At 38.5% G+C, this 24,844-nt stretch carries 22 protein-coding genes and 4 tRNA genes; 6 read left to right on the forward strand and 20 right to left on the reverse strand.

Features of this window, described 5'->3' with window-relative positions:
* Positions 1–4 precede the first annotated feature (4 nt).
* The 3 genes from BTO11_RS15190 to BTO11_RS15200 form a co-directional block, all read right to left on the reverse strand.
* On the reverse strand, positions 5–1,540 hold the full coding sequence (locus tag BTO11_RS15190; protein WP_105053395.1) for a Re/Si-specific NAD(P)(+) transhydrogenase subunit alpha: 1,536 nt from the start codon (positions 1,538–1,540) through the stop codon (positions 5–7).
* A 148-nt stretch (positions 1,541–1,688) separates the two neighbouring features.
* Entirely contained in the window at positions 1,689–2,708 is a 1,020-nt protein-coding gene (gene adhP / locus BTO11_RS15195; RefSeq protein WP_219846499.1) for an alcohol dehydrogenase AdhP, read from the reverse strand.
* 132 nt (positions 2,709–2,840) lie between these two features.
* Complete coding sequence (locus BTO11_RS15200) at positions 2,841–4,232, reverse strand: NAD-dependent succinate-semialdehyde dehydrogenase (RefSeq protein WP_105053397.1); 1,392 nt, start codon at positions 4,230–4,232, stop codon at positions 2,841–2,843.
* A 708-nt stretch (positions 4,233–4,940) separates the two neighbouring features.
* On the opposite strand from BTO11_RS15200, the gene BTO11_RS15205 reads away from it, so the two are divergent.
* Both BTO11_RS15205 and BTO11_RS15210 read left to right on the forward strand, forming a co-directional pair.
* The gene (locus BTO11_RS15205; protein WP_105053794.1) at positions 4,941–7,244 is read left to right on the forward strand and encodes a PAS domain S-box protein; all 2,304 of its coding nucleotides are present in this window, start codon (positions 4,941–4,943) and stop codon (positions 7,242–7,244) included.
* Positions 7,234–7,848 carry a response regulator transcription factor gene (locus BTO11_RS15210; RefSeq protein WP_105053398.1) on the forward strand — a complete coding sequence of 205 codons (615 nt, stop codon included), beginning with the start codon at positions 7,234–7,236 and terminating at the stop codon, positions 7,846–7,848. The genes BTO11_RS15205 and BTO11_RS15210 overlap by 11 nt, the downstream gene beginning before the upstream one ends.
* Before the next feature lie 86 nt (positions 7,849–7,934).
* Here the strand turns inward: BTO11_RS15210 and BTO11_RS15215 are convergent.
* From BTO11_RS15215 to ruvA, 14 genes are all read right to left on the reverse strand, one after another.
* A tRNA-Ser gene (locus BTO11_RS15215) sits at positions 7,935–8,024 on the reverse strand.
* 172 nt (positions 8,025–8,196) lie between these two features.
* On the reverse strand, positions 8,197–9,252 hold the full coding sequence (gene nadA, locus BTO11_RS15220; protein WP_105053399.1) for a quinolinate synthase NadA: 1,056 nt from the start codon (positions 9,250–9,252) through the stop codon (positions 8,197–8,199).
* Between the two features lie 122 nt (positions 9,253–9,374).
* A tRNA-Lys gene (locus BTO11_RS15225) sits at positions 9,375–9,450 on the reverse strand.
* Positions 9,451–9,488: 38 nt separating this feature from the next.
* A tRNA-Lys gene (locus tag BTO11_RS15230) sits at positions 9,489–9,564 on the reverse strand.
* 16 nt (positions 9,565–9,580) lie between these two features.
* A tRNA-Lys gene (locus tag BTO11_RS15235) sits at positions 9,581–9,656 on the reverse strand.
* A 160-nt stretch (positions 9,657–9,816) separates the two neighbouring features.
* Positions 9,817–10,548 carry a tol-pal system protein YbgF gene (gene ybgF, locus BTO11_RS15240; protein ID WP_105053400.1) on the reverse strand — a complete coding sequence of 244 codons (732 nt, stop codon included), beginning with the start codon at positions 10,546–10,548 and terminating at the stop codon, positions 9,817–9,819.
* A 19-nt stretch (positions 10,549–10,567) separates the two neighbouring features.
* A complete protein-coding gene (gene pal, locus BTO11_RS15245) occupies positions 10,568–11,134 on the reverse strand; it encodes a peptidoglycan-associated lipoprotein Pal (protein WP_105053401.1) in 567 nt (188 codons plus the stop codon).
* A 25-nt stretch (positions 11,135–11,159) separates the two neighbouring features.
* Entirely contained in the window at positions 11,160–12,494 is a 1,335-nt protein-coding gene (gene tolB, locus BTO11_RS15250; protein WP_373295162.1) for a Tol-Pal system beta propeller repeat protein TolB, read from the reverse strand.
* Between the two features lie 19 nt (positions 12,495–12,513).
* A complete protein-coding gene (gene tolA, locus BTO11_RS15255; protein WP_105053403.1) occupies positions 12,514–13,530 on the reverse strand; it encodes a cell envelope integrity protein TolA in 1,017 nt (338 codons plus the stop codon).
* Positions 13,530–13,955 (reverse strand): protein TolR, encoded by a 426-nt coding sequence (tolR, locus tag BTO11_RS15260; RefSeq protein WP_105053404.1) that lies wholly within the window; start codon positions 13,953–13,955, stop codon positions 13,530–13,532. Before tolR ends, tolA begins: the two co-directional genes overlap by 1 nt.
* 5 nt (positions 13,956–13,960) lie before the next feature.
* Entirely contained in the window at positions 13,961–14,644 is a 684-nt protein-coding gene (gene tolQ / locus BTO11_RS15265) for a protein TolQ (protein ID WP_105053405.1), read from the reverse strand.
* Positions 14,634–15,035 (reverse strand): tol-pal system-associated acyl-CoA thioesterase, encoded by a 402-nt coding sequence (gene ybgC, locus BTO11_RS15270; RefSeq protein WP_308428107.1) that lies wholly within the window; start codon positions 15,033–15,035, stop codon positions 14,634–14,636. The genes tolQ and ybgC overlap by 11 nt, the downstream gene beginning before the upstream one ends.
* Positions 15,036–15,508: 473 nt before the next feature.
* Positions 15,509–16,528: a Holliday junction branch migration DNA helicase RuvB gene (gene ruvB / locus BTO11_RS15275; protein ID WP_105053407.1), complete on the reverse strand. Its 1,020-nt coding sequence runs from the start codon at positions 16,526–16,528 to the stop codon at positions 15,509–15,511.
* Between the two features lie 27 nt (positions 16,529–16,555).
* Complete coding sequence (gene ruvA / locus BTO11_RS15280; protein WP_105053408.1) at positions 16,556–17,164, reverse strand: Holliday junction branch migration protein RuvA; 609 nt, start codon at positions 17,162–17,164, stop codon at positions 16,556–16,558.
* Positions 17,165–17,388: 224 nt separating this feature from the next.
* Here ruvA and BTO11_RS15285 point away from each other — a divergent pair, with 224 nt between their 5' ends.
* Positions 17,389–17,805, forward strand: coding sequence for a hypothetical protein (locus BTO11_RS15285; protein ID WP_105053409.1), 417 nt, complete (start codon positions 17,389–17,391; stop codon positions 17,803–17,805).
* An 89-nt stretch (positions 17,806–17,894) separates the two neighbouring features.
* Here the strand turns inward: BTO11_RS15285 and BTO11_RS15290 are convergent, their stop codons facing one another.
* The 3 genes from BTO11_RS15290 to aspS all read right to left on the reverse strand — a co-directional run bounded on the left by BTO11_RS15290 (position 17,895) and on the right by aspS (position 21,881).
* The gene (locus tag BTO11_RS15290) at positions 17,895–19,034 is read right to left on the reverse strand and encodes an NAD/NADP octopine/nopaline dehydrogenase family protein (RefSeq protein WP_105053410.1); all 1,140 of its coding nucleotides are present in this window, start codon (positions 19,032–19,034) and stop codon (positions 17,895–17,897) included.
* Positions 19,035–19,421: 387 nt separating this feature from the next.
* Positions 19,422–19,946, reverse strand: coding sequence for a crossover junction endodeoxyribonuclease RuvC (gene ruvC, locus BTO11_RS15295; RefSeq protein ID WP_105053411.1), 525 nt, complete (start codon positions 19,944–19,946; stop codon positions 19,422–19,424).
* Positions 19,947–20,117: 171 nt separating this feature from the next.
* Positions 20,118–21,881, reverse strand: coding sequence for an aspartate--tRNA ligase (gene aspS, locus BTO11_RS15300; protein WP_105053412.1), 1,764 nt, complete (start codon positions 21,879–21,881; stop codon positions 20,118–20,120).
* Between the two features lie 324 nt (positions 21,882–22,205).
* On the opposite strand from aspS, the gene cmoA reads away from it, so the two are divergent.
* The 3 genes from cmoA to BTO11_RS15315 are packed head-to-tail and all read left to right on the forward strand — an operon-like array spanning position 22,206 to position 24,815.
* Positions 22,206–22,934 carry a carboxy-S-adenosyl-L-methionine synthase CmoA gene (gene cmoA, locus BTO11_RS15305; protein WP_105053413.1) on the forward strand — a complete coding sequence of 243 codons (729 nt, stop codon included), beginning with the start codon at positions 22,206–22,208 and terminating at the stop codon, positions 22,932–22,934.
* 22 nt (positions 22,935–22,956) lie between these two features.
* Positions 22,957–23,925: a tRNA 5-methoxyuridine(34)/uridine 5-oxyacetic acid(34) synthase CmoB gene (cmoB, locus tag BTO11_RS15310; RefSeq protein WP_105053414.1), complete on the forward strand. Its 969-nt coding sequence runs from the start codon at positions 22,957–22,959 to the stop codon at positions 23,923–23,925.
* A 2-nt stretch (positions 23,926–23,927) separates the two neighbouring features.
* A complete protein-coding gene (locus tag BTO11_RS15315) occupies positions 23,928–24,815 on the forward strand; it encodes a LysR family transcriptional regulator (RefSeq protein WP_105053415.1) in 888 nt (295 codons plus the stop codon).
* Positions 24,816–24,844 lie beyond the last annotated feature (29 nt).

The raw sequence follows: 24,844 nt of genomic DNA on the forward strand, positions 1-24,844 counted from the left end.
AACCTCACTTACGGAACATTTTGAGTATGCGGTGTGTTACAGCAAACCCACCAACAATATTAATGCTGGCAATCAACACAGTAAAAACGGCAAACCACTTAATTGTCTCGTCCGTCGAACTTATCTGAATCAAGGCACCAATAACTATAATGCTTGAGATAGCATTAGTTACGCTCATTAAGGGCGTATGTAATGCCGGAGAAACACTCCAAATCACCATATATCCCACAAAACAAGCAAGTACAAAAACCGTAAAATGCGACATAAAACTAGCTGGAGCAACGGCTCCAAGTCCAAGTAATGCTAAAGCACCAACCGTCGCACCAATAATAGGGCCCAATATTGATTTCTTTTTCTCAACAACAACCGGCGTTACTGTTTTTGTGGTTGGTTTTTTGGGCGCAACAGAGAGTGTAGGCGCTGGTGGCGGCCACGTTGTTTTTCCTTCAAGACAAATGGTTGCACCTAACACGACATCATTTGTCATGTCGATAACCAGGTTTCCATCTTTGTCAGGTGTCATCTCAGCTAACAAGTTGTGTAAGTTGTTGCTATAAAGTTGGCTAGACTGTGCCGCTAAACGACTAGGCAAGTCGGTATACCCAATGATAGAAACACCCTCTACTACCGCTACTTCGCCTGGTACGGTTAACTCACAGTTTCCGCCCTGCTCAGCCGCAAGATCAACAATTACGCTGCCGTGTTTCATCGAGGCAACCATGTCGCTGGTGATCAGTTTAGGTGCTGGTTTTCCAGGAATGAGAGCCGTAGTTACAATAATATCAACGTCTTTAGCTTGTGCTGCAAACAATGCCATTTCCGCTTTAGTGAATTCATCACTCATTACTTTGGCATAACCGCCTTCACCAGAGCCATCTTCGTCTTTAAAGTCGAGCATTAGAAACTCGGCGTCCATACTTTCAATTTGCTCTTTAACTTCCGCTCGGCTATCAAATGAGCGAACGATTGCGCCCATACTTTTTGCCGCACCAATAGCGGCTAAGCCAGCAACACCAGCGCCAATAACCAAAACTTTAGCTGGGGCTACTTTTCCTGCCGCTGTTATTTGCCCGGTAAAAAAGCGCCCAAAGTGTTGTGCAGCTTCTACTATTGCTCGATAGCCAGATATATTAGCCATGGAACTACGTGCATCCATTTTTTGTGCACGAGATATACGAGGGATGCTATCAATCGCGATTGCTGTTACACCACGTTCGGTTAATTCTTTTAACATTTTTGGATTTTGTGCAGGCCATAAAAAACAGATCAAGGTTTGTCCGCTTTTTAATAAAGCACTTTCTTCCGCTTCTGGCGCTTGTACTTTGAGTACAATATCAGACTGCTGCCATAACGCTTTTGCTGAGTTCACTATTTCACAGCCAGCATCAATATATGCATCATCTGTGTAATTAGCGGCTTCTCCTGCACAGGTTTCAATGGCAACATCAAAACCGAGTTTTGTTAATTTTTTCACCACATCTGGAGTGGTAGCAACTCGTCGTTCACCTTTGAGAATTTCTTTTGGAACACCGATTTTCATTTAATAGCCTCCGATTTTAACGACTGGGGGGATCTAGAGATTTTTGCTGGTTTTATACTAAAAAAAGGAATGAAAGATACGATGGCATTGTTTCTATAAGCTTATAAGCCGCTTAATAAAATCAAATATCCATCGTATCTATTACAAATTAAAGCGTGAAATCAATAACAACACGAGACGGCACTTTACCATTCTCAAGTCTTTCAAAAATGTCATTGATAGCGGTTAGAGGTTGTAACTCAACATCAGCTTTAACTTTACCTTGCGCAGCAAAATCAAGAGCTTCAGCCATATCTTTACGGTTACCAACAAACGAACCTTTAATAGTGATGCAATTTGCTACTACATCAAACAATGGTGTAGGGAATTCACCAGGAGGCAAACCGACTAAAGCACAAGTTCCGTGTTTGCGGGTCATATTAACGCCTTGCTCAAATGCTGGTAACGAAGGCGCTGTAATAAGTACACCATGTGCGCCACCGCCAGTTATTTCTTTAACGGCTTCAGCTGCATTTTGTGTTTTAGCGTTAACCACCGCATCTGCGCCAACTTCTGTCGCATGCTTAAGTTTGCCTTCATCAATATCAACCGCGCAGACTTTAAGTCCCATCGCTTTAGCATATTGAATAGCTAAGTGACCAAGACCACCACAGCCTGAAATAGCAATCCATTGACCTGGTTTAGCTTCAGTTTCTTTAATGCCTTTGTACGTTGTAATACCAGCACAAATAATTGGTGCCGCTTGTATTGCTGATAAACCAGCAGGCACATGCGCAACATAATTTGGATCTGCAATAATATATTCAGCAAAACCACCGTCTTTAGTGTAACCACCAAATTCAGCATCAGGACATACTGGCTCATAAGCACTTAAACAAAACTCACAATGACCGCATGCTGAATAAAGCCAAGGAACACCTACTCTATCGCCAACTTTTACACTGGTAACACCTTCACCAATTTCAGTCACAAGTCCAATACCTTCATGACCTGGAGTAAATGGTGGTGTTGGTTTTAATGGCCAATCACCATTTGCAGCGTGTAGGTCGGTGTGGCATACACCACAAGCTTCTGTTTTAACTAATATTTGTCCAGCACCTGGTGATGGAATATCTAATTCACGTATTTCTAAAGGTTTGCCAAATTCTACGACAACAGCGGCTTTCATCTTCTTAGTCATAATCATTCCTATAATATTTTCAATTGTCTGTTATTTAATAGCAGTGCTTTTAATCGCGACGTTTAATAACTCGATTTGATGGGCTGCGAATTAATAAACTGCAGCCCAAAGTACGGTTAGTTAAAATGGCGCATCAATATCAACAACGTCAATTAATTTATGGTTAACAAACTCTTTAATACCTAACCCGATTAGCTCTCGTCCATAACCAGAGTGACGAACACCACCAAATGGTAAATCGGCTTTCACCATAGTTGGGTGATTTACAAATACCATTCCAGTCGATATTTGTTTAGCAACCTCTAAGCCATGCTTCGGATTTGAGGTAAACACTGAGCCACCTAAACCAAATGGAGAGTCATTGGCAATTCTAATCGCGTCAGCTTCATCTTTAGCACGAAATAGCATAGATACAGGGCCAAAAAACTCCCAATTGCGAGCCGGATTTTCTTCACTAATATTAGTTAAGATTGTTGGTTGTACAAAAGCTCCTTGGCTAGGAACTTTAGGGCCAACTTCAGTTGCCGTTGCACCAAGCTTAATCGCTTCTTTAATTTTAACTTTTAGTTCATCTGCTGCACTTTGTGATGACAATGGCGCTAATGTAGTTGCTGGATCAAACGGGTCGCCCGCTTGTAACTTAGCGACTCCAGCTGTGTACTGCTCAACAAAGTCATCATAAACTTCATCAGCGATAATCATACGTTTAGACGATACACATACTTGGCCACCATTCCAGTGACGTCCGAACACAGCCCAATTAACGGTTTTTTCCATATCGGCATCAGCAAGCACAACAAATGCATCTGCTCCGCCAAGTTCCAATGTGGATTTTTTAAGTGCTTTACCTGCAGCGGCCGCAACGATGGCACCAGCCCCTTCAGAGCCAGTAAGTGCAACACCACGAACTAACGGATGACTAATGATCATTTCTGTTTGAGAGTGAGCGGCATAAAGGTTTTGGAAAACCCCTTTTGGCAAACCTGCGTCTAACATCAATTTTTCAAATGCAGCTGCGCTTTGCGGAACAATACCAGCATGTTTAAGTAACATAGTGTTACCCGCTGATAACTGTGGAGCAATAATACGAGCTACCTGGTAATACGGGAAGTTCCAAGGCTCAACAGCAAGCAAAACACCGAGAGGTTCATGAACAACGACGGCTTCACCTTCAGCAGGGTCGGCAACTGGCAACTTTTGCGATGCAAGTAAAGCTTCGGCATTGTTAGCGTAATACTCTAAAATAGCAGCTGACAATTCAACTTCAGCTTTTGCTTCTGATGTTATCTTGCCCATTTCTAGGGTTAATAATTTGGCATAACCCGCTAAGTCATTTCGTAATAAATCAGCCGCTTTTTGCATTACTTTAGCTCGAGAAGCAAAAGAGGTTTCTTTCCAAGATGAAAATGCTTTGTTTGCATCTTCTATTGCTTGAACAATTTCAGCATCTGTAGCATCTGGAAAAGTTTTTACTACTTCTCCTGTATATGGATTGGTTGTTGCGTAGCCCATGATAATTTCCTCAGTTAACGAATTAAGACTGTTAAAGCTCTCAATATTAAAATAAATAACGCTTAGAAGTGCGTGTGTCATTATCCTAGATCAGCTACTGAATCGAGACTATTCGTGATGTCACGTAAGTACATGTGGAAACCCACAACTTGAAATGATAAGTGATTGATTTAAATCAAATTTAACCACTTTAAAATATGCATTAAAATATGAATTAATGAGTAATTTAAACCAAATATTAGTTATTCCTGATAATCGTGTTAGTAAGACTTAAATTCCCCCTCATTAAGCCATTAACTTAAATCTTTAATTAATGTTTTTAATTAACAGCCAAATACCTCAGTTAGGCCTTGACGCAGGCATGATAGATAGAAGATAGTAACCCATTAAATAAAACGATAAATCCATGTATTTATCGCTCTGTATTAAGACGCTAAACTCGATAGTTAAACTTAACTAAAACATAATGTTAGGTTATATTCTCATATTAACTTTCATGTTAATTGTTATATAAATAAGTAAGATAATTCATCTAGCCATAAAACGCCTACGGCTAAGTTTAAACAGAGCGTAATCGTTAATTAACTACACAGGTGCTAGCTTTAACCCAATATGACTTTTAGTGATAAAAAAACAAAACTCTCTTTTTCATCCCCGCTCGCTATCTTATGGTACGCAATAACAGCTGGATTATTGGCCTCCAGCTTCATGGCGTTCATAGTATTTAATATCGACTCTGAAGAACGTCTGCACATTGAACGCGTGACACAAAGTACAGCCGACACCATTAAAGTGTTACTTGAAGACGACTTAAAAAAACGAATAATATTTCTTGCAGAATTATCTAAGCTGCCACCGGCGTCCAGTCACTTGCCAAGTGAGAACTGGGGAACTATTAGTAAAACGTTATATGACTCACAATACGGTTATCAAGCGATTGGCTGGATTGATAACTCGTTCCACATCCGAAAAATAATTCCCGAGGAAGGCAACGAGATAGCCATTGGCTTTGACTTAGCACAACAACCAGAAGCATTATCAGCGGCCAAAAAAGCGCAAAAAACACAACGAGTGATAATTACGTCCCCTCTCCAGTCTATTCATGGCAGTGAAGGATTAGGAATATACTCGCCAGTCTTTACGGGAATTAAAAATAAAAAACAACTGCATGGTTTTATCGCAGGCATACTTCTTTTTGATCCATACATTAAATCTGTAATACCGGCAGCCTTACTGAAGGAGCATAACTTCAGTTTATTAATTGATGGGCACCTTGTTTATTCAAATCAAAACGACCCATTAACTATTGAAAATTCGTGGAATAAAAAGGCCTCGTACAAATTGCAAGCTCACCAGTGGCAAATTAATATTTCGCCTAATAATGAATTTTTATATGTTGTTCATTACAAGGTAATGGGTGTAATAATCACACTAGGTATTTTTATTGCCATTTTAATTGTGTTGGCGGCTTATACCTATTTAATCGCTCGTAATAAAAGCGTAGAAATAAAAGATGGTCTTAATAAAGTTGAACATTTGCTAAAAAATCTTCCAGGCATGGCCTACCAGTCTTTTGATACCCAAAGCTGGCCGATGATGCGAGTGAGTGATGGTTGTGAAACCTTAACGGGTTACTCCAGGGAAGAATTTAAAAATAACCGAATGCTTTGGCAAGATGTAATACATTCAGATGATTACCAAGGTGTAAAAGAAGCAATAAACACAGCGATTAAAAACCGCAGCAGCTTTGAAGTTGAATATAGAATTAAAACCAAAAACAACGGTATTAAGCTAGTTTGGGAAAAAGGCGGAGCGGTGGACTCCATTTATAATGATGATGTTGTCATTGAAGGCTTTGTTTATGACATTACGTCTATTAAGAAGGCCGAAGCCGACCTTATTAGCAGTTATGCTTTTTCTGATGCTGTGGTCAACGCCATGATTGACGCGGTTATTACCATAGATCAATATGGCCTTATAAAAAGCTTTAACCGCGCAGCACAAACCATATTTGGATACACGGACGATGAAGTACTAGACAAAAATATATCCATTTTAATGCCTGCACCATTTAGTGATCATCATGATCAGTATTTAGCTCAATACTTAACAAGCAAACAACCTCATATTATTGGCATTGGACGAGAGCTTGTGGCTAAACACAAAGATGGCACCACATTCCCTATTCATTTATCCGTCAGTGAAATTGATAACCCTGAAAATAAAATGTTTGTCGGTTTAATTAGAAATATCACTCAGCAAAGAGCATTAGAAGATCAAGCGAAATTGCATACCGAACAATTAGCTCATACAGAAAGAGTTAATGCCCTTGGCGAAATGGCGGCAGGTATTGCACATGAAATTAATCAGCCACTAACGGCAATCTCACTTTTCTCCCAAACCGCTAAAAACTTTTGCGAAAGTGGTAAGTTTGACAGACTTCCAGCCTTATTTGAAAAGCTAAGTCTGCATTCTCTACGAGCAAGCGCGGTTATTGCTCGGATGCAAAAAATGACCAAAAAAGGCAATAGAACCAAAGAAGTTGTAGATTGTGACCTGATGATCACTGAAGCTTGTAAACTGGCAGAGTCTGAAGCTCGTCTACATAAAATAGCCATTAATATTATTACCAGTAAACAATCTCTTAATGTGTATGTTGATCGAGTCCAAATACAACAAGTTGTGCTTAATTTACTGCGTAATGGAATGGAAGCCATGCAGTCAATTGAGAACGACCGAGCAATAGAGGTCAAAATACAATTAAATATGGATAACTACGTTGAGATATCAGTAACAGATACGGGCGCTGGCTTACCTGAGAAGATGAGAGATACATTATTTAAACCGTTTTCCTCAACCAAGCAAAATGGCACAGGCATAGGCTTGTCTATTTCAAAAAGCATAGTGGAAGAGCATGGTGGGCATATTCACTTTCATGACAATACACCAACAGGAGCCGTTTTTATGTTTACCTTACCAATACATGATAGAGGAACCGTTTATGACAAATAAACAAACCGTTTTTATAATTGATGACGATGAAGGTATTCGTGAAGGATTAGAGCTGCTGTTTGAATCTATCAATCTAAATGCTCAGAGCTTTAGCTCAGGCGCTGATTTTTTAACGGTATATCATCAAGATATGACAGGCTGCTTAGTATTAGACATACGCATGCCGAAAATGAGCGGCCTAGAGCTTCAGCAAAAACTCAACGACCTACATTGCCTATTGCCTATCATATTCATTACCGGCCACGGCGATATTCCAATGGCGGTAGAAGCGATGCGTCTAGGTGCAATTGATTTCATAAAGAAACCATTTAATGAACAGCACTTAATAGACCGTATTAATGAAGCACTTATCCTTGATGATAAACAGCATAAACAACATATTAATAAACATAAAATCAAAACCGAGATTGAGTCGCTATCAAGCCGAGAGCTTGAAGTATTTGAAAGAGTGACCGATGGCATGATGAACAAAGTTATCGCTTCAGATCTTAATATCAGCGAGCGCACAGTGGAAGTACACCGCTCCCACGTAATGATGAAACTAGGGGCAAAAACACTGGCGCAGTTAGTCCGCAGTAAAATTATGTATGAGCAATTGAATTAAACGACTAGATCTTAGATTAAGATCTTTATGATTATTGATAGCCAAAATGCAAAAAACCAGTCTAAAGACTGGTTTTTCTAATTTAATGGCGGAGAGAGAGGGATTCGAACCCTCGTTAGGTTTGACCCTAAACACACTTTCCAGGCGTGCGCCTTCAGCCACTCAGCCACCTCTCCGCAATGCTTATTAATAGGATTTAACAAGCGGCGCCATAATATTGAATTACGACGCCAATAACAAGAAGAAATCCAACCAGCCTAAACAACTGGTTATATTTCACGCTAACTGAACTGTATCGTCGTAGCTCATTACTCGACACTACATACTCGCAGCTCGTAGCTTTATACCTTACGCATTACCTTTTACTTTCACTTTAGCGTCAGCCGCAAAGTTAAGCATTTTCGTTAATGGTTTCATAGCCTGCTCAGCTAATGCTTCATCAACAAAGACTTCGTGCCCTGTTGCGTCCATTAAAGCCTCTTCTATCGCTTTTAAGCCGTTCATTGCCATCCAAGGACAATGAGCACAACTTTTACATGTTGCACCGTTACCTGCCGTTGGAGCTTCAATAAAGGTTTTGCCTGGATTAGCTTGTTGCATCTTATAAAAGATGCCTCGGTCCGTAGCGACAATAAAAGTATCGTTGTCCATAGTTGTGGCTGCTGAGATCAATTGTGACGTCGAACCAACGGCATCGGCTAAATCAACTACGGAAGCTGGAGATTCAGGATGAACTAGAATAGCTGCGTTTGGATAAACGTTTTTAAGGTCTTTTAACGCTTTGGCTGAGAATTCATCATGAACGATACATTCACCGTTCCATAACAACATATCTGCGCCAGTTTGTTTATTGATGTAACCACCTAAGTGACGGTCAGGACCCCAAATGATTTTTTTACCTTCAGCATCAATGTGATCAATAACGTCTAATGCAATGCTTGACGTAACCACCCAATCAGCACGAGCTTTAACGGCCGCTGAGGTGTTCGCGTAAACAACAACCGTATGGTCAGGGTGTTGGTCACAAAATGCAGAGAACGCATCTACAGGGCAACCTAAGTCTAAAGAGCAAGTTGCTTCAAGCGTTGGCATTAAAACTGTTTTTTGTGGTGTTAATATTTTCGCGGTTTCACCCATGAATTTAACACCAGCAACTATTAAGGTATCTGCATCGTGCTGATTGCCAAAACGAGCCATCTCTAATGAGTCGGCCACACAACCGCCAGTTTCTTCGGCTAATGCTTGAATTTCAGGGTCAGTATAATAATGCGCGACTAACACAGCATTTTTTTCTTTTAGCAAAGATTTAATACGCTGCTTGTACTCTTGTTTTTCAACATCAGTGAGCGCGATTGGTTTAGCTGGAAAAGGATATTCTTGTTGCACAATTTCTATAGGATTCATGGCGTGTAAATGCTTATGGATTTTGCGGGATTATACCGAGTATTTAATGATATGTCACACGTGATTATAAACTTGATGATTTGAGTTATAACTAATTGGAATGTACTGAGGGATAACATTAATGGTGGGTCATGATGGATTCGAACCATCGACCAATTGATTAAAAGTCAACTGCTCTACCAACTGAGCTAATGACCCACTTTAATGTTTTGTTACTTGTTACTCTTTCTGTCTGATGGTGGGTCATGATGGATTCGAACCATCGACCAATTGATTAAAAGTCAACTGCTCTACCAACTGAGCTAATGACCCATATCAGGACAAAGAGTGGTGGGTCATGATGGATTCGAACCATCGACCAATTGATTAAAAGTCAACTGCTCTACCAACTGAGCTAATGACCCACTCTATCCGCTACAATTTAGAAGACGAATCTTCCTGTTGCTGCGGGCGCATATAATACTTATTTTAATTTTCTGTGCAAGCTATTTTAGCAAATATTTTAATTATCGGCCTTTTAGCCTTATTTTTAAACAAACTGCTTAAAAAATACAATTATCTATTTTATAAAGCGCTTAATCTAGATTTTGCTAATGATGCTGATGTTGAATCAGGATATTCACTTATTACTTGTTCAAAAAGTGCTTTAGCTGCATTTTTGTCACCTAACTTTTGCATAACAGTTGCCTGCTTAAGCATTGAATCACTACGTTTAGTCGATTCTGGGTGATTGCGAATAACTTGATCAAAGTGAGTCTTAGCATCTGCGAACAATGATTTATTGAACAGCAATTGTCCTAACCAATAATGCGCGTTAGCAATGTAGACTGATTTTGGAAAACTTTTGATAAAGTTTTTAAACTCTGGAATAGCTTCATCATAACGACGATCTTTTAAAATTAAGTTTACAGCTTGGTCATAAGCTTCACTTTCGCTTAATGATGTACTGTAAGTCGTTTCAGAAGAAGGTGCTGTAGTTGCTACTGGAGTTTGAGTTGGGGCTTGTATATTGGTTAAGCGACGTTCAATCTCAATATATAGGTCTCTTTGTCGTTCGACAATTTGATCTAATTTATGAGCTTGGTTCTCTGACTCACCTTTTAACTCGCGAAGTTCATCTTGCACTTCAACTAATTGCTGTTGCAAATTAATTTGAGCAGCGCCACGAGCTTGCATTAAACGTTTTAATTGGTTTAATTGCTCAGCTATAGCTGCAGATGAAGAAGCGTTATCGATTGGTGCAGCGGAATACGCTGCACCACTCACTACAAGTAAAGAAATTAAAGAGAATTTCATATTGTGTAGTTTTAACCTATTAATATACTAAAACAGCGCGACGATTCTTAGAGAAACCTTCTTCTGTACGAGACAAATCAACAGGTTTTTCTTCACCGTAAGATACAGTAGTCATTTGGTCAGCTGTAACACCTAAGCTTTGTAGGTATTGAACGATTGCTTTAGCACGACGCTCACCTAACGCGATGTTGTACTCAGGAGTACCACGTTCGTCAGAATGACCTTCAACCATTACTTTACCAGCAGGGTTTTTAATTAAGTAGTCAGCATGCGCTTCTAATAATTCTGCAAACTCGCTGCTTACTGTTGATTTATCATAATCAAAGTAAATAGTTTGTTGTTGACGTAATTCGTCATACTTTTCTTGCATAATTTCTTCAGCTGTTTTAGCAACTTCTACTGCTTCAGCTTCAACAGCTTCAATAGTATCAGTTTGAACATCCATAGCTTCAGTTTGAGCTTGCTCAACTGCAGTGTTAGTTGTTTTTGACTCGCCTTCTGATGAATCAGATGTAGCGCCACAGGCTGTTAGTAATAAAGCCGGAATAGCGATTAATAAACCTTTAGTGATTGCATTTACTTGCATTGTATATACCCTTATAGAAACAATGTTAATTTAAAAATGGTGACCAAGCAGGCGATTTAACTTGCCCTTTTGAAGCCGGTAATCTTGCTTTAAAGCGACCGTCTAATGAAACTAATGCTAATACTTGACCGCTACCGTGCATAGTACTGTATATAATCATTGATCCATTTGGCGCTATACTAGGACTTTCATCAAGCCTAGTTGTGGTCAGTACTTGGAAGTTTCCTGACTCTAATTCTTTTTTGGCAATATGGTACTTGCCACGAGTTCTGTTAACCATTACCAGATGTTTACCATCCGGTGTGATTGAGCCGCCTAAATTCATATCTCCATCATAAGTCAGGCGTTTTACTCGCTTACTTGCTAAATCTACGCTATAAAGTTGCGCTTTACCACCCCGTTCTGAACTGAAAATAACAAAACTTCCATCAGGTGACCAACTTGGTTCGGTATCTATAGCACGATGATTCGTCAATCTTGTCAATCTTTTATTGCTAAGTTCCAGTAAATATAGGTCTGGATTACCATCTTTTGATAAAACAAGAGCTAGTCTTTTACCATCAGGACTCCACTGAGGAGCCCCGTTAATACCTTTATAAGAAGTAACTAATTCTCTTTTACCGGTATAAATATCTTGGGTGTAAACTTGAGAACGATTATTTTCAAAAGTGACATACGCCAATTTTTTACCATCAGGTGACCATGACGGAGACATTAATGGCTCTGGCGATTTAACTAATTCTATTTCATTAGCGCCATCGTAATCAGCAACAACTAGTTTATATGGGTAAACATCTTCATATTCAATAGTTATATAGGCTACTTTTGTTAAAAAAGCACCACGTTCGCCAGTTAATTGTTCATAAACAATATCGCTGATCCTGTGACTGTAGTATCTAAACTGAGTCGAGGCGATTATTGCCTTACGTTCAAACATAATATGATCTTTAGTTTCAACCAAACGACCATCTTTTAATGTTTGTACTGTACCGCCGGTAATTTGGCCTCGTAAAACATCAATTAATTCAAAACTTACCGTAAATTTACCTGGTTCATTATCTTCTATCGTGCCCACAAGTATTGCTTCAACACCTGTAGAAACCCAAGATGAATAATCAACATCTTTATCTGTCTGTGGTTGTTGTGGCATGTCCGTCAATTTTATTGGACTAAACTTGCCACTTCGCATTAAATCCGCAGCAATAATTTCTGACAAATTAAATGGTAATTTTGCAGTGCCATTGTATTTAAAAGGCACAATTGCAATCGGGCGGGCAGTATTTACCCCTTCCGTGATCACGATTTCTAATTTTGCTAATGATGGTTGAGACCATATTAAACAGATAATTGATACAAACATTAAACCGATACGATTCATATTAAAACTTTGGCTCCACTTTAAGACTGATGTCTTTTAATTCTTGATATACGTCTGACTCTTTCGATACAGGTAATGTTTCTGCTTTTAAAACAGCACGTTCTGCCGCCTTACAAACTTTATTATCACCAGAAATTATCGTCACATTAGTCACTAAACCACTAAATGCAAGTTTTATGTTTAAACTACATGACTGGCCTTTCATAGAATCATCAACAATTAAGTATTGTTGAATACGTCCCATAATCAGCGCAGTGTACTTTTCTATTTCAGTTAATACATATTTTTGACGAATTTTATTACGTGCAGTTTGCTCTTGTGCCAACTGCTCTTGGATCATTTTTTCTCTAATGGCTTGCTCAGCTGCTTCTCTAGCTTCACGTTCTTGTTTCACTTTAGCCGCTTTAATTTCACGTTCTTTCTGTTCCTTAGCTTCTTGCTCTTGCTTGATGCGTTTATCTTCAGCTTCTTTAAACGCTTTTTGCTCAGCTTCTTTTTTCTTTTTAGCATCTTCTGCTGCTTTTTCTTCAGCTTCTTTCTTTTTCTTCGCCTCTAATGCATCTTTTTTTGCTTTCGCTGCTTCTTCTTCACGTTTAATACGTTCTTTTTTAGCATCATCCGCTTTTTTCTTTTCAGCTAGCGCTTTTTCTTTTTCTTCTAGAGCCTTTTTCTTTTCAACTATGGCTTTCTTTTTAGCATCTTCAGCGGCTCGTTCACTTTTTGATTTTTGTGACTCTAGAGATTTTAAATTGTTTTTAGCATTTCTAGCTCTGTCTTCTAAATCTTTCACCCGCTTTTCTTCGGCGGCTTTAACATCTGCTTTTTTCTGCTTTATCTTTTCAATTTGTTTATCTAAAGATTTTTGGTCGATTACCACAGCATCTAACGCTGTAATTTCAGGCTGGACTTTGTCTTTCTCAGGTGTTGTAAAGTTAAAACTTAATACAAATAAAACCGCAAAGAAAATATGAACACCAAATGATTTGATTATATGAATAAAACCGTCCGCTTTTTCCATTATTGTTTTGGCTCCGTCATTAAGCCTACAGAAGGTGCACCTGCTCGTTGTAACAATGTCATTAATTCAATTACATAATTATACTCAATCGAACGGTCAGCTTTAACAATAACAGGCGTATCAGGATCAAGTTGTAAGCGAGCAGCAACGACGGTTGCAAGGTCGGTTACAGACATTGGGTCACCATTTTCACTTCCGGTGGCAAGGAAATATTCACCCTTAGCATTTATAGAAGCAATAATAGGTGGCTTAGAGTCTTGATCTAACGGCTCAGCACTTGCCTGTGGCAAGTCAACTTTAACGCCTTGGGTAACTAATGGTGCTGTGACCATAAATATGATCAAAAGCACCAACATGACATCTATGTATGGCACAACGTTAATTTCGGCCACAGGTTTACGTTTAACTCGATTAATTTGCATCATATATTTTATACCGGAACGCTTGCGGTAACTTCTCTATGTAACAGATTTGAAAATTCTTCGATAAAGTTAATATAACTTGTTTCTAGCATTTCAACTCGACGGGCAAAGCTGTTGTAGGCTAATACTGATGGGATAGCTGCAAATAATCCCATTGCCGTTGCAATTAGGGCTTCTGCAATACCTGGTGCAACCATGCTTAACGTTGCTTGCTGAACTTGACCAAGAGCTAGGAATGCATTCATGATCCCCCAAACGGTTCCAAACAAACCAATATATGGACTAATTGAACCAACTGTCGCCAAAAAGCTTAAGTTACTTTCTAATTCTTCAGTTTCTTTAGATAGACGAACACGCATTGCTCTGTGTGTGCCTTCCATATAAACCTGAACGCCACCAACACTGTTTTTCTTTAATCTGGCAAACTCTTTGAAGCCATCTTTAAATAAGGCTTCTAATCCTTCTGTGCTTAGCTTAGCGGTTATTTCTGTATATAAATGACCTAAGTCAACGCCAGACCAAAAACGTTGTTCAAACGCTTTTGTTTCTTTCTCTGCTTTTATTAATATACTTCTGCGTTGAAAAATAATTGCCCAAGATGCGATAGACAAACCTAACAAGGTCAACATAACCAGTTTTACAATAAAACTAGCTTCCCAAAATAACCCAAAAAAACTTATATCAGCTTGCACTTTGTAAAACCTCTAAAATATCTTTCGGTATGGCCTGCGGCTTCATTTCCGAAGAATTAATACATGCGACTTGTACTTTTGCAGTAAACACAAGTTGCTCATTTTCATTAACTATTTTCTGTAAAAACTCAACACTAACACGTTTTACACGAACTATGCTTGTCTCTACTGTGATCATGTCATTAAATCTTGCAGCGTAACAAAAGTCAATTTCCATCGACTTAACAACAAAGGCTATATTTTGCTTAAGATAGCCGTCTTGTTCAATACCTAAATGTCTTAAATATTCTGTACGTGCCCTTTCGCAAAAATTTAAGTAGTTAGCATGATACACAATACCGCCCGCGTCGGTATCTTCATAATACACTCTTATGGGAAATTTAAAGCTCAAGATACCTCCTACTTAGTGATATTTATTGAATACTTATTCAGTTACAAACCATTCCACTGAATAACCATTCAATACAGTCACAAAAAACCACAAAACAAAAACATCATTAATTAGTATTACTAACGCGTTCAATTATTAACCACAAAGGCAAAGGCACCGTAAATAGTAACTCATAGGTGATTATTATTCCTATATAACGTAAATAACAACGGTAAAATAAAATCATTCATTAGTTTTTGTAATGCTAAAAAACAATTATTCTAGTTTGAAGTATTTACTCTAGTCCCTATAATGCTCGCATCTTCTGAGGGGCCTAGCCACTCAGAATTGAAGTAACTAATTTATGTAATTAATTTAACTACTTCTCCTATTCATGTTCCCTGGAATTTATTCCTTTTGGCCCATTCGTTTGAATGGGTTTTTTTTTGCCAAAATATTAACGAGTATCAACAAGTTAATATTTTAGCTAATGATTATTTATCATTTTCTCTATCTGGTAAATCAAAACCAAGATGTGTATACGCTCTTGGTGATGCAATTCTGCCTCTTGGTGTTCTTTGCAAATAACCTTGCTGTATCAAATAAGGTTCAATGACATCTTCAATGGTGTCACGTTCTTCACCGATAGCTGCTGCAATATTGTCTAAGCCAACTGGGCCGCCATCAAATTTTTCTATCATGGTTTGCAATAGTTTTTTATCCATGTAATCAAAACCTTGGCTATCTACATTTACCATTTCAAGTGCGTTTTTGGCAATTTCAACCGACACGACACCTTCATTTTTTACATCGGCAAAGTCCCTAACACGCCTTAGTAGACGGTTTGCAATACGAGGAGTTCCCCTGGCACGCATGGCAATTTCTAATGCCGATACTTCACACATTTCCATGTTAAGTACTTTGGCAGAACGCATTATGATATTGGCTAAGTCTTCAACCTTATAAAACTCAAGACGCTGAACAATACCAAAACGGTCTCTAAGCGGTGATGTTAGTGCTCCTGCACGTGTTGTAGCACCTATAAGTGTAAAAGGAGGGAGATCTAATTTAATGGAACGAGCTGCAGGGCCTTCACCTATCATGATGTCGAGTTGATAGTCTTCCATCGCTGGATATAAAATTTCTTCAACGACTGGACTTAATCGGTGTATTTCGTCGATAAACAAAACATCGTTTTCATCTAAGTTAGTTAATAGCGCAGCTAAATCCCCTGCTTTTTCTAAAACAGGGCCAGAGGTAGTTTTAATACTGACACCAAGTTCATTGGCAACAATATTCGCTAGTGTCGTTTTACCTAAACCCGGAGGGCCAAAAATTAGCAGGTGATCAAGGGCTTCACCACGTTTTGTTGCAGCTTCAATGAATATAGACATTTGATCTTTAACATGAGGTTGGCCTTGATAGTCCTCTAATAATTTAGGGCGTATGGCTCTGTCGATAACCTCATCTTCGCGGACTTCTCCAGCACTAACTAATCTATCTGCATCAATCATTAAAAACCTTTACTTCAATTAAATGGATCACAACATATTCTTAAGCGCTTTACGGATTAACATTTCACTGTCTTCACCTTCAACATAAACAGATTTTACCGCTTTATGAGCTTGTTGCGAACTATACCCTAATGAGCTTAGAGCAGAAACAGCATCTTCAAATTCTGAGTGATTTGTTTTCAGTAATGAAGACTCCATCGACATTTTAGGCATAAACTCAGGAGAAACATCTAACGCTTTAATACGGTCACGCATTTCAATTAATAAACGTTCTGCGGTTTTTTTACCAACCCCAGGCAATTTTACTAATGTGGTGACATCATCATGCTCAACACAAGTCACAAACTGCTCTGCGCTTAGCCCTGACAAAATGGTAAGACCTAATTTAGGACCAACGCCGTTGGCTTTAATAAGTAATCTAAATAGGCTACGTTCCTGCTTTGATGCGAAGCCATACAATAGTTGTGCGTCTTCTCGTACAACAAAATGGGTATATATCGTTGCTTGTTGACCTTTTTCCGGAAGTTCATAAAAGCTAGTTAAAGGCATTTGCACTTCATAGCCCACACCATTCACATCTATTAAAAGATCTGGTGCTTGTTTTTCAGCAACTTCGCCAGTTAATCGTCCAATCATAGGTTTAATTCTTTATTTATTTTAATTACTGTAAATATACACAGTCATGGATTAAGTTGAAAGTGTAAATTTAGGCTTATATCTTACTCGTCATTATTTAGTTGCGTCGTAATGTCATTTCTGTTTTAAATTTGTTACAAATTCACTGTTCTTATTGTGCGTTTTATAAGTACAATGACTTTTAATGTTAAACCGTAATATAGATTATATATTCGTTGGTATTCATGTCAGAACTTTCGTATAAAAATCAATTTGGTAGTATAAAGATGACGATTCACGAGAATATTTTAATCTCTGAATTTGAAGGTGCGGTATCCGTTAGTATTGTTGAATTCTTTATTAAGGCAGCTAAAACGCTAATAAAAAAAATAAACGCTGAAAAATGGGGTTATATTAGTTGTTCCAAGCAAGCTGAAGCTGCGACACCTGACGCTGAAAAGTTATTGATTCAATCAGCACACCTATTTTACGACATGGGCTGTGTACAATCAGCTTATGTACTAACTTCACCAATTGCTATTTCCCAGGTACAAAAGTTAAGAGCATCTATTGGCATTGATGAACCATTAAAAAATATTTTATTTGATGACCTACAGCAAGCCAAAGACTTTATATTAAATACTCTTCAGAGTTATGAATAGACTGGCTTATATGCGAATAAAAATACCGCCTTACTTGGCGGTATTTTTATTTATTAGCTTAGTTTATTAGTAAAGTTTAAAACAAAACGTTAATTTACATAATCTAGTAATTGCTCTTTTGTTAGTTGTCCTAAACCTAAAGAAGCTAGCGTCCTGCCTTCTTGATAAAAGTCTCTAGATAATATTCCTCCAGACATCTCAATCAAACGGTTACATTCGGGGGTTTTAATATTCAATTTATCGCCTAATGACGACATTAAGACTAACCCCATAGGTACATCTTCCGTCACGTATCTATTATTAAAACTGTAAGGACCCGGTGGAGAAGATATTTTATAACTTTCAAACACTTCTCTAGCATCTTGTTTTTGATCTTGCTCATTTCTATATAAACAAGCATCTAAATACGGGATTGGTTCGCTACCTAATGCAGCTAATATTGCCATTTTTTCTGCATCAAGTTTATCTATCATCAGCCACGCTAGCTCAGTAGAAAGTGCATCTCTGTACATATAAGGCACTTCATCTGGGTGGTGTTTTTCACAATACTCAAGCATTGGGTACATAACGTATAACCCGACGGTATGCACAATGATATTAGGATTATGCAAAGCGGATTCAAAAATATGTTTACGTCTATTTTTCTTTTCAAGATCGTAAGCGGGAAAGAGTCGAGACGCTATTTCCATCCCCTCATCTCCCCTGATAGCTGGAAAAAATGACAAAGCATTTCTAGCATTTTTAAATAACACTTTTACCGTGCCAGGCTCATCTATCCTTGCATCATTTGGCGTTGATTCACCTTCTGCAAAAATAGGACTGTTATCACAATATTTCCTATAAAAAATACTTCCTGCATAGCCAGGTATCAACATAACTAATTGATCATCAACAAAATATTTTGCAATTCTTTTTGCTAATGCTTCATGGTAAGTGGTTTGAATAAATATCATCACGACTTCTGCGCCAGTTATAGCGACTTCAGGATCTCGTGTAATTAACTCTAGGGGTTGAAAAGATTTTTCTGCATCATCTGCGCTGTCGGTGAATTGTCCATTTTTCGTATTGTCGATACAATATATGCCTTTATTCTTAACCATAGTTTCAAAGTGATCATCATGAGTTATACGATTAGATGTCTTTAACAAAGTTACGATATGTCCTGCTTCGGCAGCCATAAAAGCACATGCGGAGCCTGCGTTACCAGCTCCAATGATTGTAATTTTCATTTATTTTCCTGTTGTTATCCCCATTGCACAAATGAATAATTCATTAATAAAATGGGCATTATTCCTGCGGAAATTCAAAATATGACAAATCATTTTTGAATATGTGAGCGGTGAAAATATGAAAGATTTAAATATGAAAACTGTGGGTACTTGGAAGCTGGGGGCTCTGATTTTAGAAAAGGCTAAAACGCAAATTAACTTTGAAAATAGTTTAGATCTATTAAGTTAACATGGAACTCTTATTAAACTCTTACAAAAAACAAGGGTTCTTGATTGCGCGCACTATAACCTATCTAGCAGCTGGCGTCTTAAATGATTAAAACGTGACAACCAAAACGCTTGAAAAAATAAACACGAACCGCTGATTTGTATTAATTTGAAGTCAGGCTACTTACGTAAACGCCCTCTTACGGTTTTACGTGCTACACCAGCCATAGCGAGTAAACTCTGATTAGTATTTCCATGACAAATAGCCACAGCGAGCGCATCTGCCGCATCCGCTTGTGGTTTACCATCGAGTTTTAAAATCTGCTGGACCATATGCTGAACTTGGCTTTTATCTGCCGCCCCACTTCCTACAACCGCTTGTTTTATTTGTCTGGCTGAGTATTCAAATACAGGAAGTAAACCTTGAGTAGCAGCGACAATTGCGCTACCTCGAGCTTGACCTAACTTTAATGCGGAGTCTGGATTATGAGCCATAAATACTTGTTCAATGGCAAAAGTGTCAGGTGTGTATTGCTTAATGATTTCAGATACACCAGCAAAAATGGTATCTAATTTTATCGACAAGTCACCATTAGGCGTTCTGATACAGCCACTACCTACGTAATGGAACTTAGAGCCTTGCTGCTTAACTATGCCATACCCGGTAATACGAGAGCCGGGATCTATGCCTAAAATTATTGTCATTATTACCTTAAATTCGCCATGCATCTACACTATTTAAATACACAATTTAGACCAATTACATACTAACTTTTGTAAAATTAACTTATCACTTAGTTAAAAACAACAAAGCCAGTTATATCTAAATAACTGGCTTTGTATTATACCAATTGAATTAATTATGTAATTAAACAGTTAGTCTGCTTTTTTAACTACATCAATGCCAAGGTCAGCTAATGCCGCAGGATTAGCAAAACCAGGTGCTGATGTTAACGGACAAGCCGCGGTTGATGTTTTAGGGAATGCCATAACATCACGGATTGACTCTGCACCAACCATTAACATAAGCATACGGTCTAAACCAAACGCTAAACCAGCATGCGGTGGAGCACCATATTGTAATGCTTCTAATAAGAAACCAAATTTTTCTTCAGCTTCTTCATCGCTAATACCTAAAGTTTTAAATACTTGCGCTTGCATGTCTTGTTTATGGATACGAACTGAACCACCACCAAGCTCACAACCGTTTAATACCATGTCATAGGCATCAGATAATGCCGTTGCAGGGTTAGCTGCTAGCTCTTCTGGTGTCATATTACTTGGTGCAGTAAACGGATGATGAAGCGGTGTTAATGCACCGCCTTCTAATTCTTCAAACATTGGGAAGTCAACAACCCATAATGGTGCCCATTTATCCGCAACTAAATTGAAGTCTTCACCCAATTTAATACGTAATGCACCTAACGAGTCAGTGACAACATTATACGTATCAGAACCAAACAATAAGATGTCGCCATCTTGAGCGCCCGTTCTTTCAACAATTGCTTTAGCCACATCTTCTGTTAAAAATTTAAGGATTGGCGACTGTAAACCTTCAAGACCGTTGTCTGCTTGATTAACTTTAATCCAAGCTAAACCTTTAGCGCCGTATTTCCCAGCGTATGCTGCATAGTCATCAATTTGCTTACGAGACAAAGAAGCACCAGTTGGTACTTTAATTACCGCAACACGACCTTTTTCATCGTTAGCAGGACCACTAAATACTTTAAAGTCTACGTCTTTTAATAAATCAGCAACGTCAGTTAATTCTAACGGGTTACGTAAATCTGGTTTGTCAGAACCAAAACGCGTCATGGCTTCTAAATAAGTCATTGACGGGAATTCACCCAAATCAACATCTAACAATTCTTTAAATACCGACTTAACCATACCTTCAGTCATGCCCATTACTTCTTTGCCAGACATAAAGGTAGTTTCAATATCTATTTGAGTAAATTCAGGCTGACGGTCAGCACGTAAATCTTCATCACGGAAACATTTAACTATTTGGTAATAACGGTCAAAACCAGCAACCATTAACAACTGTTTAAATAACTGAGGTGATTGCGGTAACGCAAAAAACTGACCTTTGTGAGTACGGCTTGGTACTAAGTAGTCACGTGCGCCTTCTGGCGTGGCTTTCGTTAGTATTGGCGTTTCAATATCCAAAAATCCGTGACTGTCCATATAACGACGAACCGCGCTGGTTACTTTTGAACGGAACTGTAAACGCTCGTTCATAACAGGACGACGTAAGTCTAAGTAACGGTATTTTAAACGTTGCTCTTCAGAGTTATCTTGATTGAAATCTAAAGGAACAGGCGCTGAGGCATTTAAGATTTCTAAATCTTTTACGTACAATTCAATTTCACCCGTTGCCATATCTTTATTAGCTTGGCTACCTGGACGAGCACGAACGATACCGGTTAATTTAATACAAAACTCGTTACGCAGTTTATTTGCAGGTTCAAAAATTGCTTTTTCATCTGGGTCGATAACCGCTTGCACAATACCTTCACGGTCACGTAAATCTATAAATATTAAACCACCTAAATCACGGCGTTTATTCACCCAACCACACAAAGTAACTTCTTGACCTTCTAAGCTTTTATTAAGCTGACCACAATAATGAGAACGCATTTATCTACCTATGCTGTTATTAATCTGTACAAATGATGCCAACATTTTTGATGTTAACATCCTATAAATGGCGCTTATTATAAAGACTTGAACGACAAAGTCACCGCCTAAAGTAGAACTATTTACTGCTTATTTACTTTATATTTCTAAATAAACCAACCCAAAGCCCCTGCATGATCCACTTAGTAAGTCTCTTAGTAAGGTATTAAGTTAGTAATAAAGGCAAAATCATCAGTCAGCAAAAGAAACTCAATATATTAATAGCCAGTTCTTAACCATTTAAGATAAAATGGCCAACTAATTTTAAGTTTGAAATAAAAGACCCTGCGCATGCGTGATGAAATTTACTCACAACCACATACCCAAGTGGACGACTTCACTTTTGACAATTCAGTTGTGGAAGTATTCCCAGATATGATCCAACGCAGTGTGCCGGGTTACGCTACCATCGTCAGCACTATCGGTAAATTATGTGAGCAATTTCATCAAGCCAATAGTAATATTTATGACTTAGGTTGCTCATTAGGCGCAGCCACTTTATCGATGCGAAAGTCGGTAACGAAAGAAAATTGTAAAATTATCGGTATCGACAATTCTCAAGCGATGATCGACCGCTGTCGTTTACACATAAAAGCGTATATGTCTGATGTTCCCGTATCTATTGAACTTGGAGACATCCAAACCCATTCATTAGAAAACGCGTCTGTGGTGGTGATGAATTTCACTATGCAATTTATTGAACCTGAACACCGCGCACAATTAGTTAAAAAGATTTACGACAGTTTGCTCCCAGGTGGCATTTTAATTGTCTCTGAGAAAATCCGCTGGCAAGACAGTAAAATTAACGATGCGATTAACAACCTACATTTAGACTTTAAACGCGCCAATGGTTACAGTGAATTAGAAATTAGCCAAAAACGCAGTGCCATTGAAAACGTAATGAAAATAGACACAGAACAAATGCATATAGAACGCTTAGCGGCAGCTGGATTCAAACAGCATTCTATTTGGTTTCAGTGTTTTAACTTTGCTTCATTTATTGCCATTAAATAATACTAGAGATATAAGATTACGTATGACCCACTTTTTTAATTCGTTTTACAGTGCCATCGCCAATAACAAACTAGCCCATTGGTTAGACGTTTTACCAAATCAGTTAAACTCTTGGTATCGCGATTCGCTGCATGGCGAATTTAAAGACTGGGTTAAAAACATAGAATTATTACCGCACGTTGAACCAACAGACATAAATATAGAAACCTCAGTTTCTGTTGGCAACATGGACACTATGAGCCCAGGGTTACAGAAAAAAACCACTCATCATTTAATGCAAATGAAACCATGGCGCAAAGGCCCGTATCACTTACACGGCATTCATGTAGACACAGAATGGCGTTCAGATTTTAAATGGGACCGTTTACTACCGCATATTTCAGATTTAACCAACAGATACGTATTAGATGTCGGTTGCGGCAGCGGTTATCACTTATGGCGTATGCAAGGTGCTGGCGCTAAATTTGTAGTGGGCATTGACCCAACACAATTATTCTTAGCGCAATTTTGGGCGGTGCAACATTTTATGCAAAACCCAAATGTAAACTTACTGCCTTTAGGCATTGATGATTTACCTGAGCTAAAAACCTTCGATACTGTCTTTTCTATGGGCGTGTTGTATCACCGTAAATCGCCGATGGATTTTTTGCAGCAGCTAAAAAGACAACTAGCACCAGGTGGCGAATTAGTATTAGAAACCCTCATTATTGAAGGTGACGAAAACACCGTTTTAGTGCCACAAGATAGATACGCAAAAATGCGTAACATTTGGTTTATTCCAAGTGGCAAAGCACTGACAAAATGGTTAGAAAAGGTTGGTTTTAAAAACGTGCGTTTAGTGAATATTGACCAAACCACTTCAGATGAACAGCGAAAAACTGACTGGATAGATACTGAGTCGTTGGAAGATTTCTTAGATCCTAACGACCCGAGCAAAACGATTGAAGGTTACCCAGCTCCATTACGTGCCATATTCATCGCGAATAACTAATCATGGCAACCTATCGTCCAAAAACGACAATTGAACAATGGCGAATATTACAAGCAGTTGTTGATTTTGGAGGATATGCCCAAGCGGCTAATGCATTAAATAAAAGTCAGTCGAGCCTGAATCATGCCGTCACTAAATTACAATCCACTTTAGGTGTGCAGTTATTGGAAGTAAAAGGCCGCAAAGCTTTTTTAACCGACGCTGGTAACTTAATGTTAAGACGGTCGCGAACTCTAACCCAGCACATAGAAGACATGGAACAACTTGCCGACAATATGACGACAGGTTGGGAAACTGAAATAAGAGTCACCACTGAAATAATTTATCCAAAACAAAAACTGTACAGCGCGTTAGAACAGTTTTATCCACAAAGCCGTGGCACACGAGTACGTATAACCGACCAAGTGATCACCGGCACCAATGACAGTATCTTAAATAAAACCGCAGACTTGGTGATAAGCGCTATCCCACCAAACGATTATTATGGTGATCGCTTAGAACAGGTCAATTTTGTATGTTATTGCGGTAAAGGTCATAAACTGGCAAGTAAAAAACAAGTGTCGTTAAACGAACTTGAACGTGAATTACAAATAGTCATCAGCGATACCGGGAAAAATCCACAAGCAGAGTCGGGTTGGTTAAAAGCAGAACAACGTTGGACGGTAACCAATTTTTATCATGCCATTGATATTTTAAAACGTAATCAAGGCTTCTGTTGGATACCAAGTCATTTTATCGATGCGACTAATGCCCACCAAGAATTAGTTGAAGTACCATTAAATACGCAAAAAACACGCTCAATTATCACCCAACTCATCATTCCCGATCCTATAAAGTTAGGCCCTGGGGCGACTTTATTAAAAAATTTAATTTTAGAGCAATATAAATAACAATTCTTGGTTATATATTGCTCCAAATT

It is taken from the genome of Psychrosphaera saromensis, from assembly GCF_002954545.1.
Lineage (GTDB): Bacteria > Pseudomonadota > Gammaproteobacteria > Enterobacterales > Alteromonadaceae > Psychrosphaera > Psychrosphaera saromensis.

Coding starts and splice junctions, on each gene's coding strand:
- BTO11_RS15210 (WP_105053398.1), top strand. CDS start 7,234: ATGACAAATAAACAAACCGTTTTTATAATTGATGACGATGAAGGTATT.
- ruvB (WP_105053407.1), bottom strand. CDS start 16,528: ATGATTGATGCAGATAGATTAGTTAGTGCTGGAGAAGTCCGCGAAGAT.
- tolR (WP_105053404.1), bottom strand. CDS start 13,955: ATGATGCAAATTAATCGAGTTAAACGTAAACCTGTGGCCGAAATTAAC.
- nadA (WP_105053399.1), bottom strand. CDS start 9,252: ATGAATCCTATAGAAATTGTGCAACAAGAATATCCTTTTCCAGCTAAA.
- BTO11_RS15190 (WP_105053395.1), bottom strand. CDS start 1,540: ATGAAAATCGGTGTTCCAAAAGAAATTCTCAAAGGTGAACGACGAGTT.
- pal (WP_105053401.1), bottom strand. CDS start 11,134: ATGCAAGTAAATGCAATCACTAAAGGTTTATTAATCGCTATTCCGGCT.
- BTO11_RS15200 (WP_105053397.1), bottom strand. CDS start 4,232: ATGGGCTACGCAACAACCAATCCATATACAGGAGAAGTAGTAAAAACT.
- cmoB (WP_105053414.1), top strand. CDS start 22,957: ATGACCCACTTTTTTAATTCGTTTTACAGTGCCATCGCCAATAACAAA.
- BTO11_RS15285 (WP_105053409.1), top strand. CDS start 17,389: ATGTCAGAACTTTCGTATAAAAATCAATTTGGTAGTATAAAGATGACG.
- aspS (WP_105053412.1), bottom strand. CDS start 21,881: ATGCGTTCTCATTATTGTGGTCAGCTTAATAAAAGCTTAGAAGGTCAA.
- BTO11_RS15290 (WP_105053410.1), bottom strand. CDS start 19,034: ATGAAAATTACAATCATTGGAGCTGGTAACGCAGGCTCCGCATGTGCT.
- adhP (WP_219846499.1), bottom strand. CDS start 2,708: ATGAAAGCCGCTGTTGTCGTAGAATTTGGCAAACCTTTAGAAATACGT.
- ybgF (WP_105053400.1), bottom strand. CDS start 10,548: ATGAAATTCTCTTTAATTTCTTTACTTGTAGTGAGTGGTGCAGCGTAT.
- BTO11_RS15315 (WP_105053415.1), top strand. CDS start 23,928: ATGGCAACCTATCGTCCAAAAACGACAATTGAACAATGGCGAATATTA.
- ruvA (WP_105053408.1), bottom strand. CDS start 17,164: ATGATTGGACGATTAACTGGCGAAGTTGCTGAAAAACAAGCACCAGAT.
- tolB (WP_373295162.1), bottom strand. CDS start 12,494: ATGTTTGTATCAATTATCTGTTTAATATGGTCTCAACCATCATTAGCA.
- BTO11_RS15205 (WP_105053794.1), top strand. CDS start 4,941: ATGGCGTTCATAGTATTTAATATCGACTCTGAAGAACGTCTGCACATT.
- tolA (WP_105053403.1), bottom strand. CDS start 13,530: ATGGAAAAAGCGGACGGTTTTATTCATATAATCAAATCATTTGGTGTT.
- ruvC (WP_105053411.1), bottom strand. CDS start 19,946: ATGACAATAATTTTAGGCATAGATCCCGGCTCTCGTATTACCGGGTAT.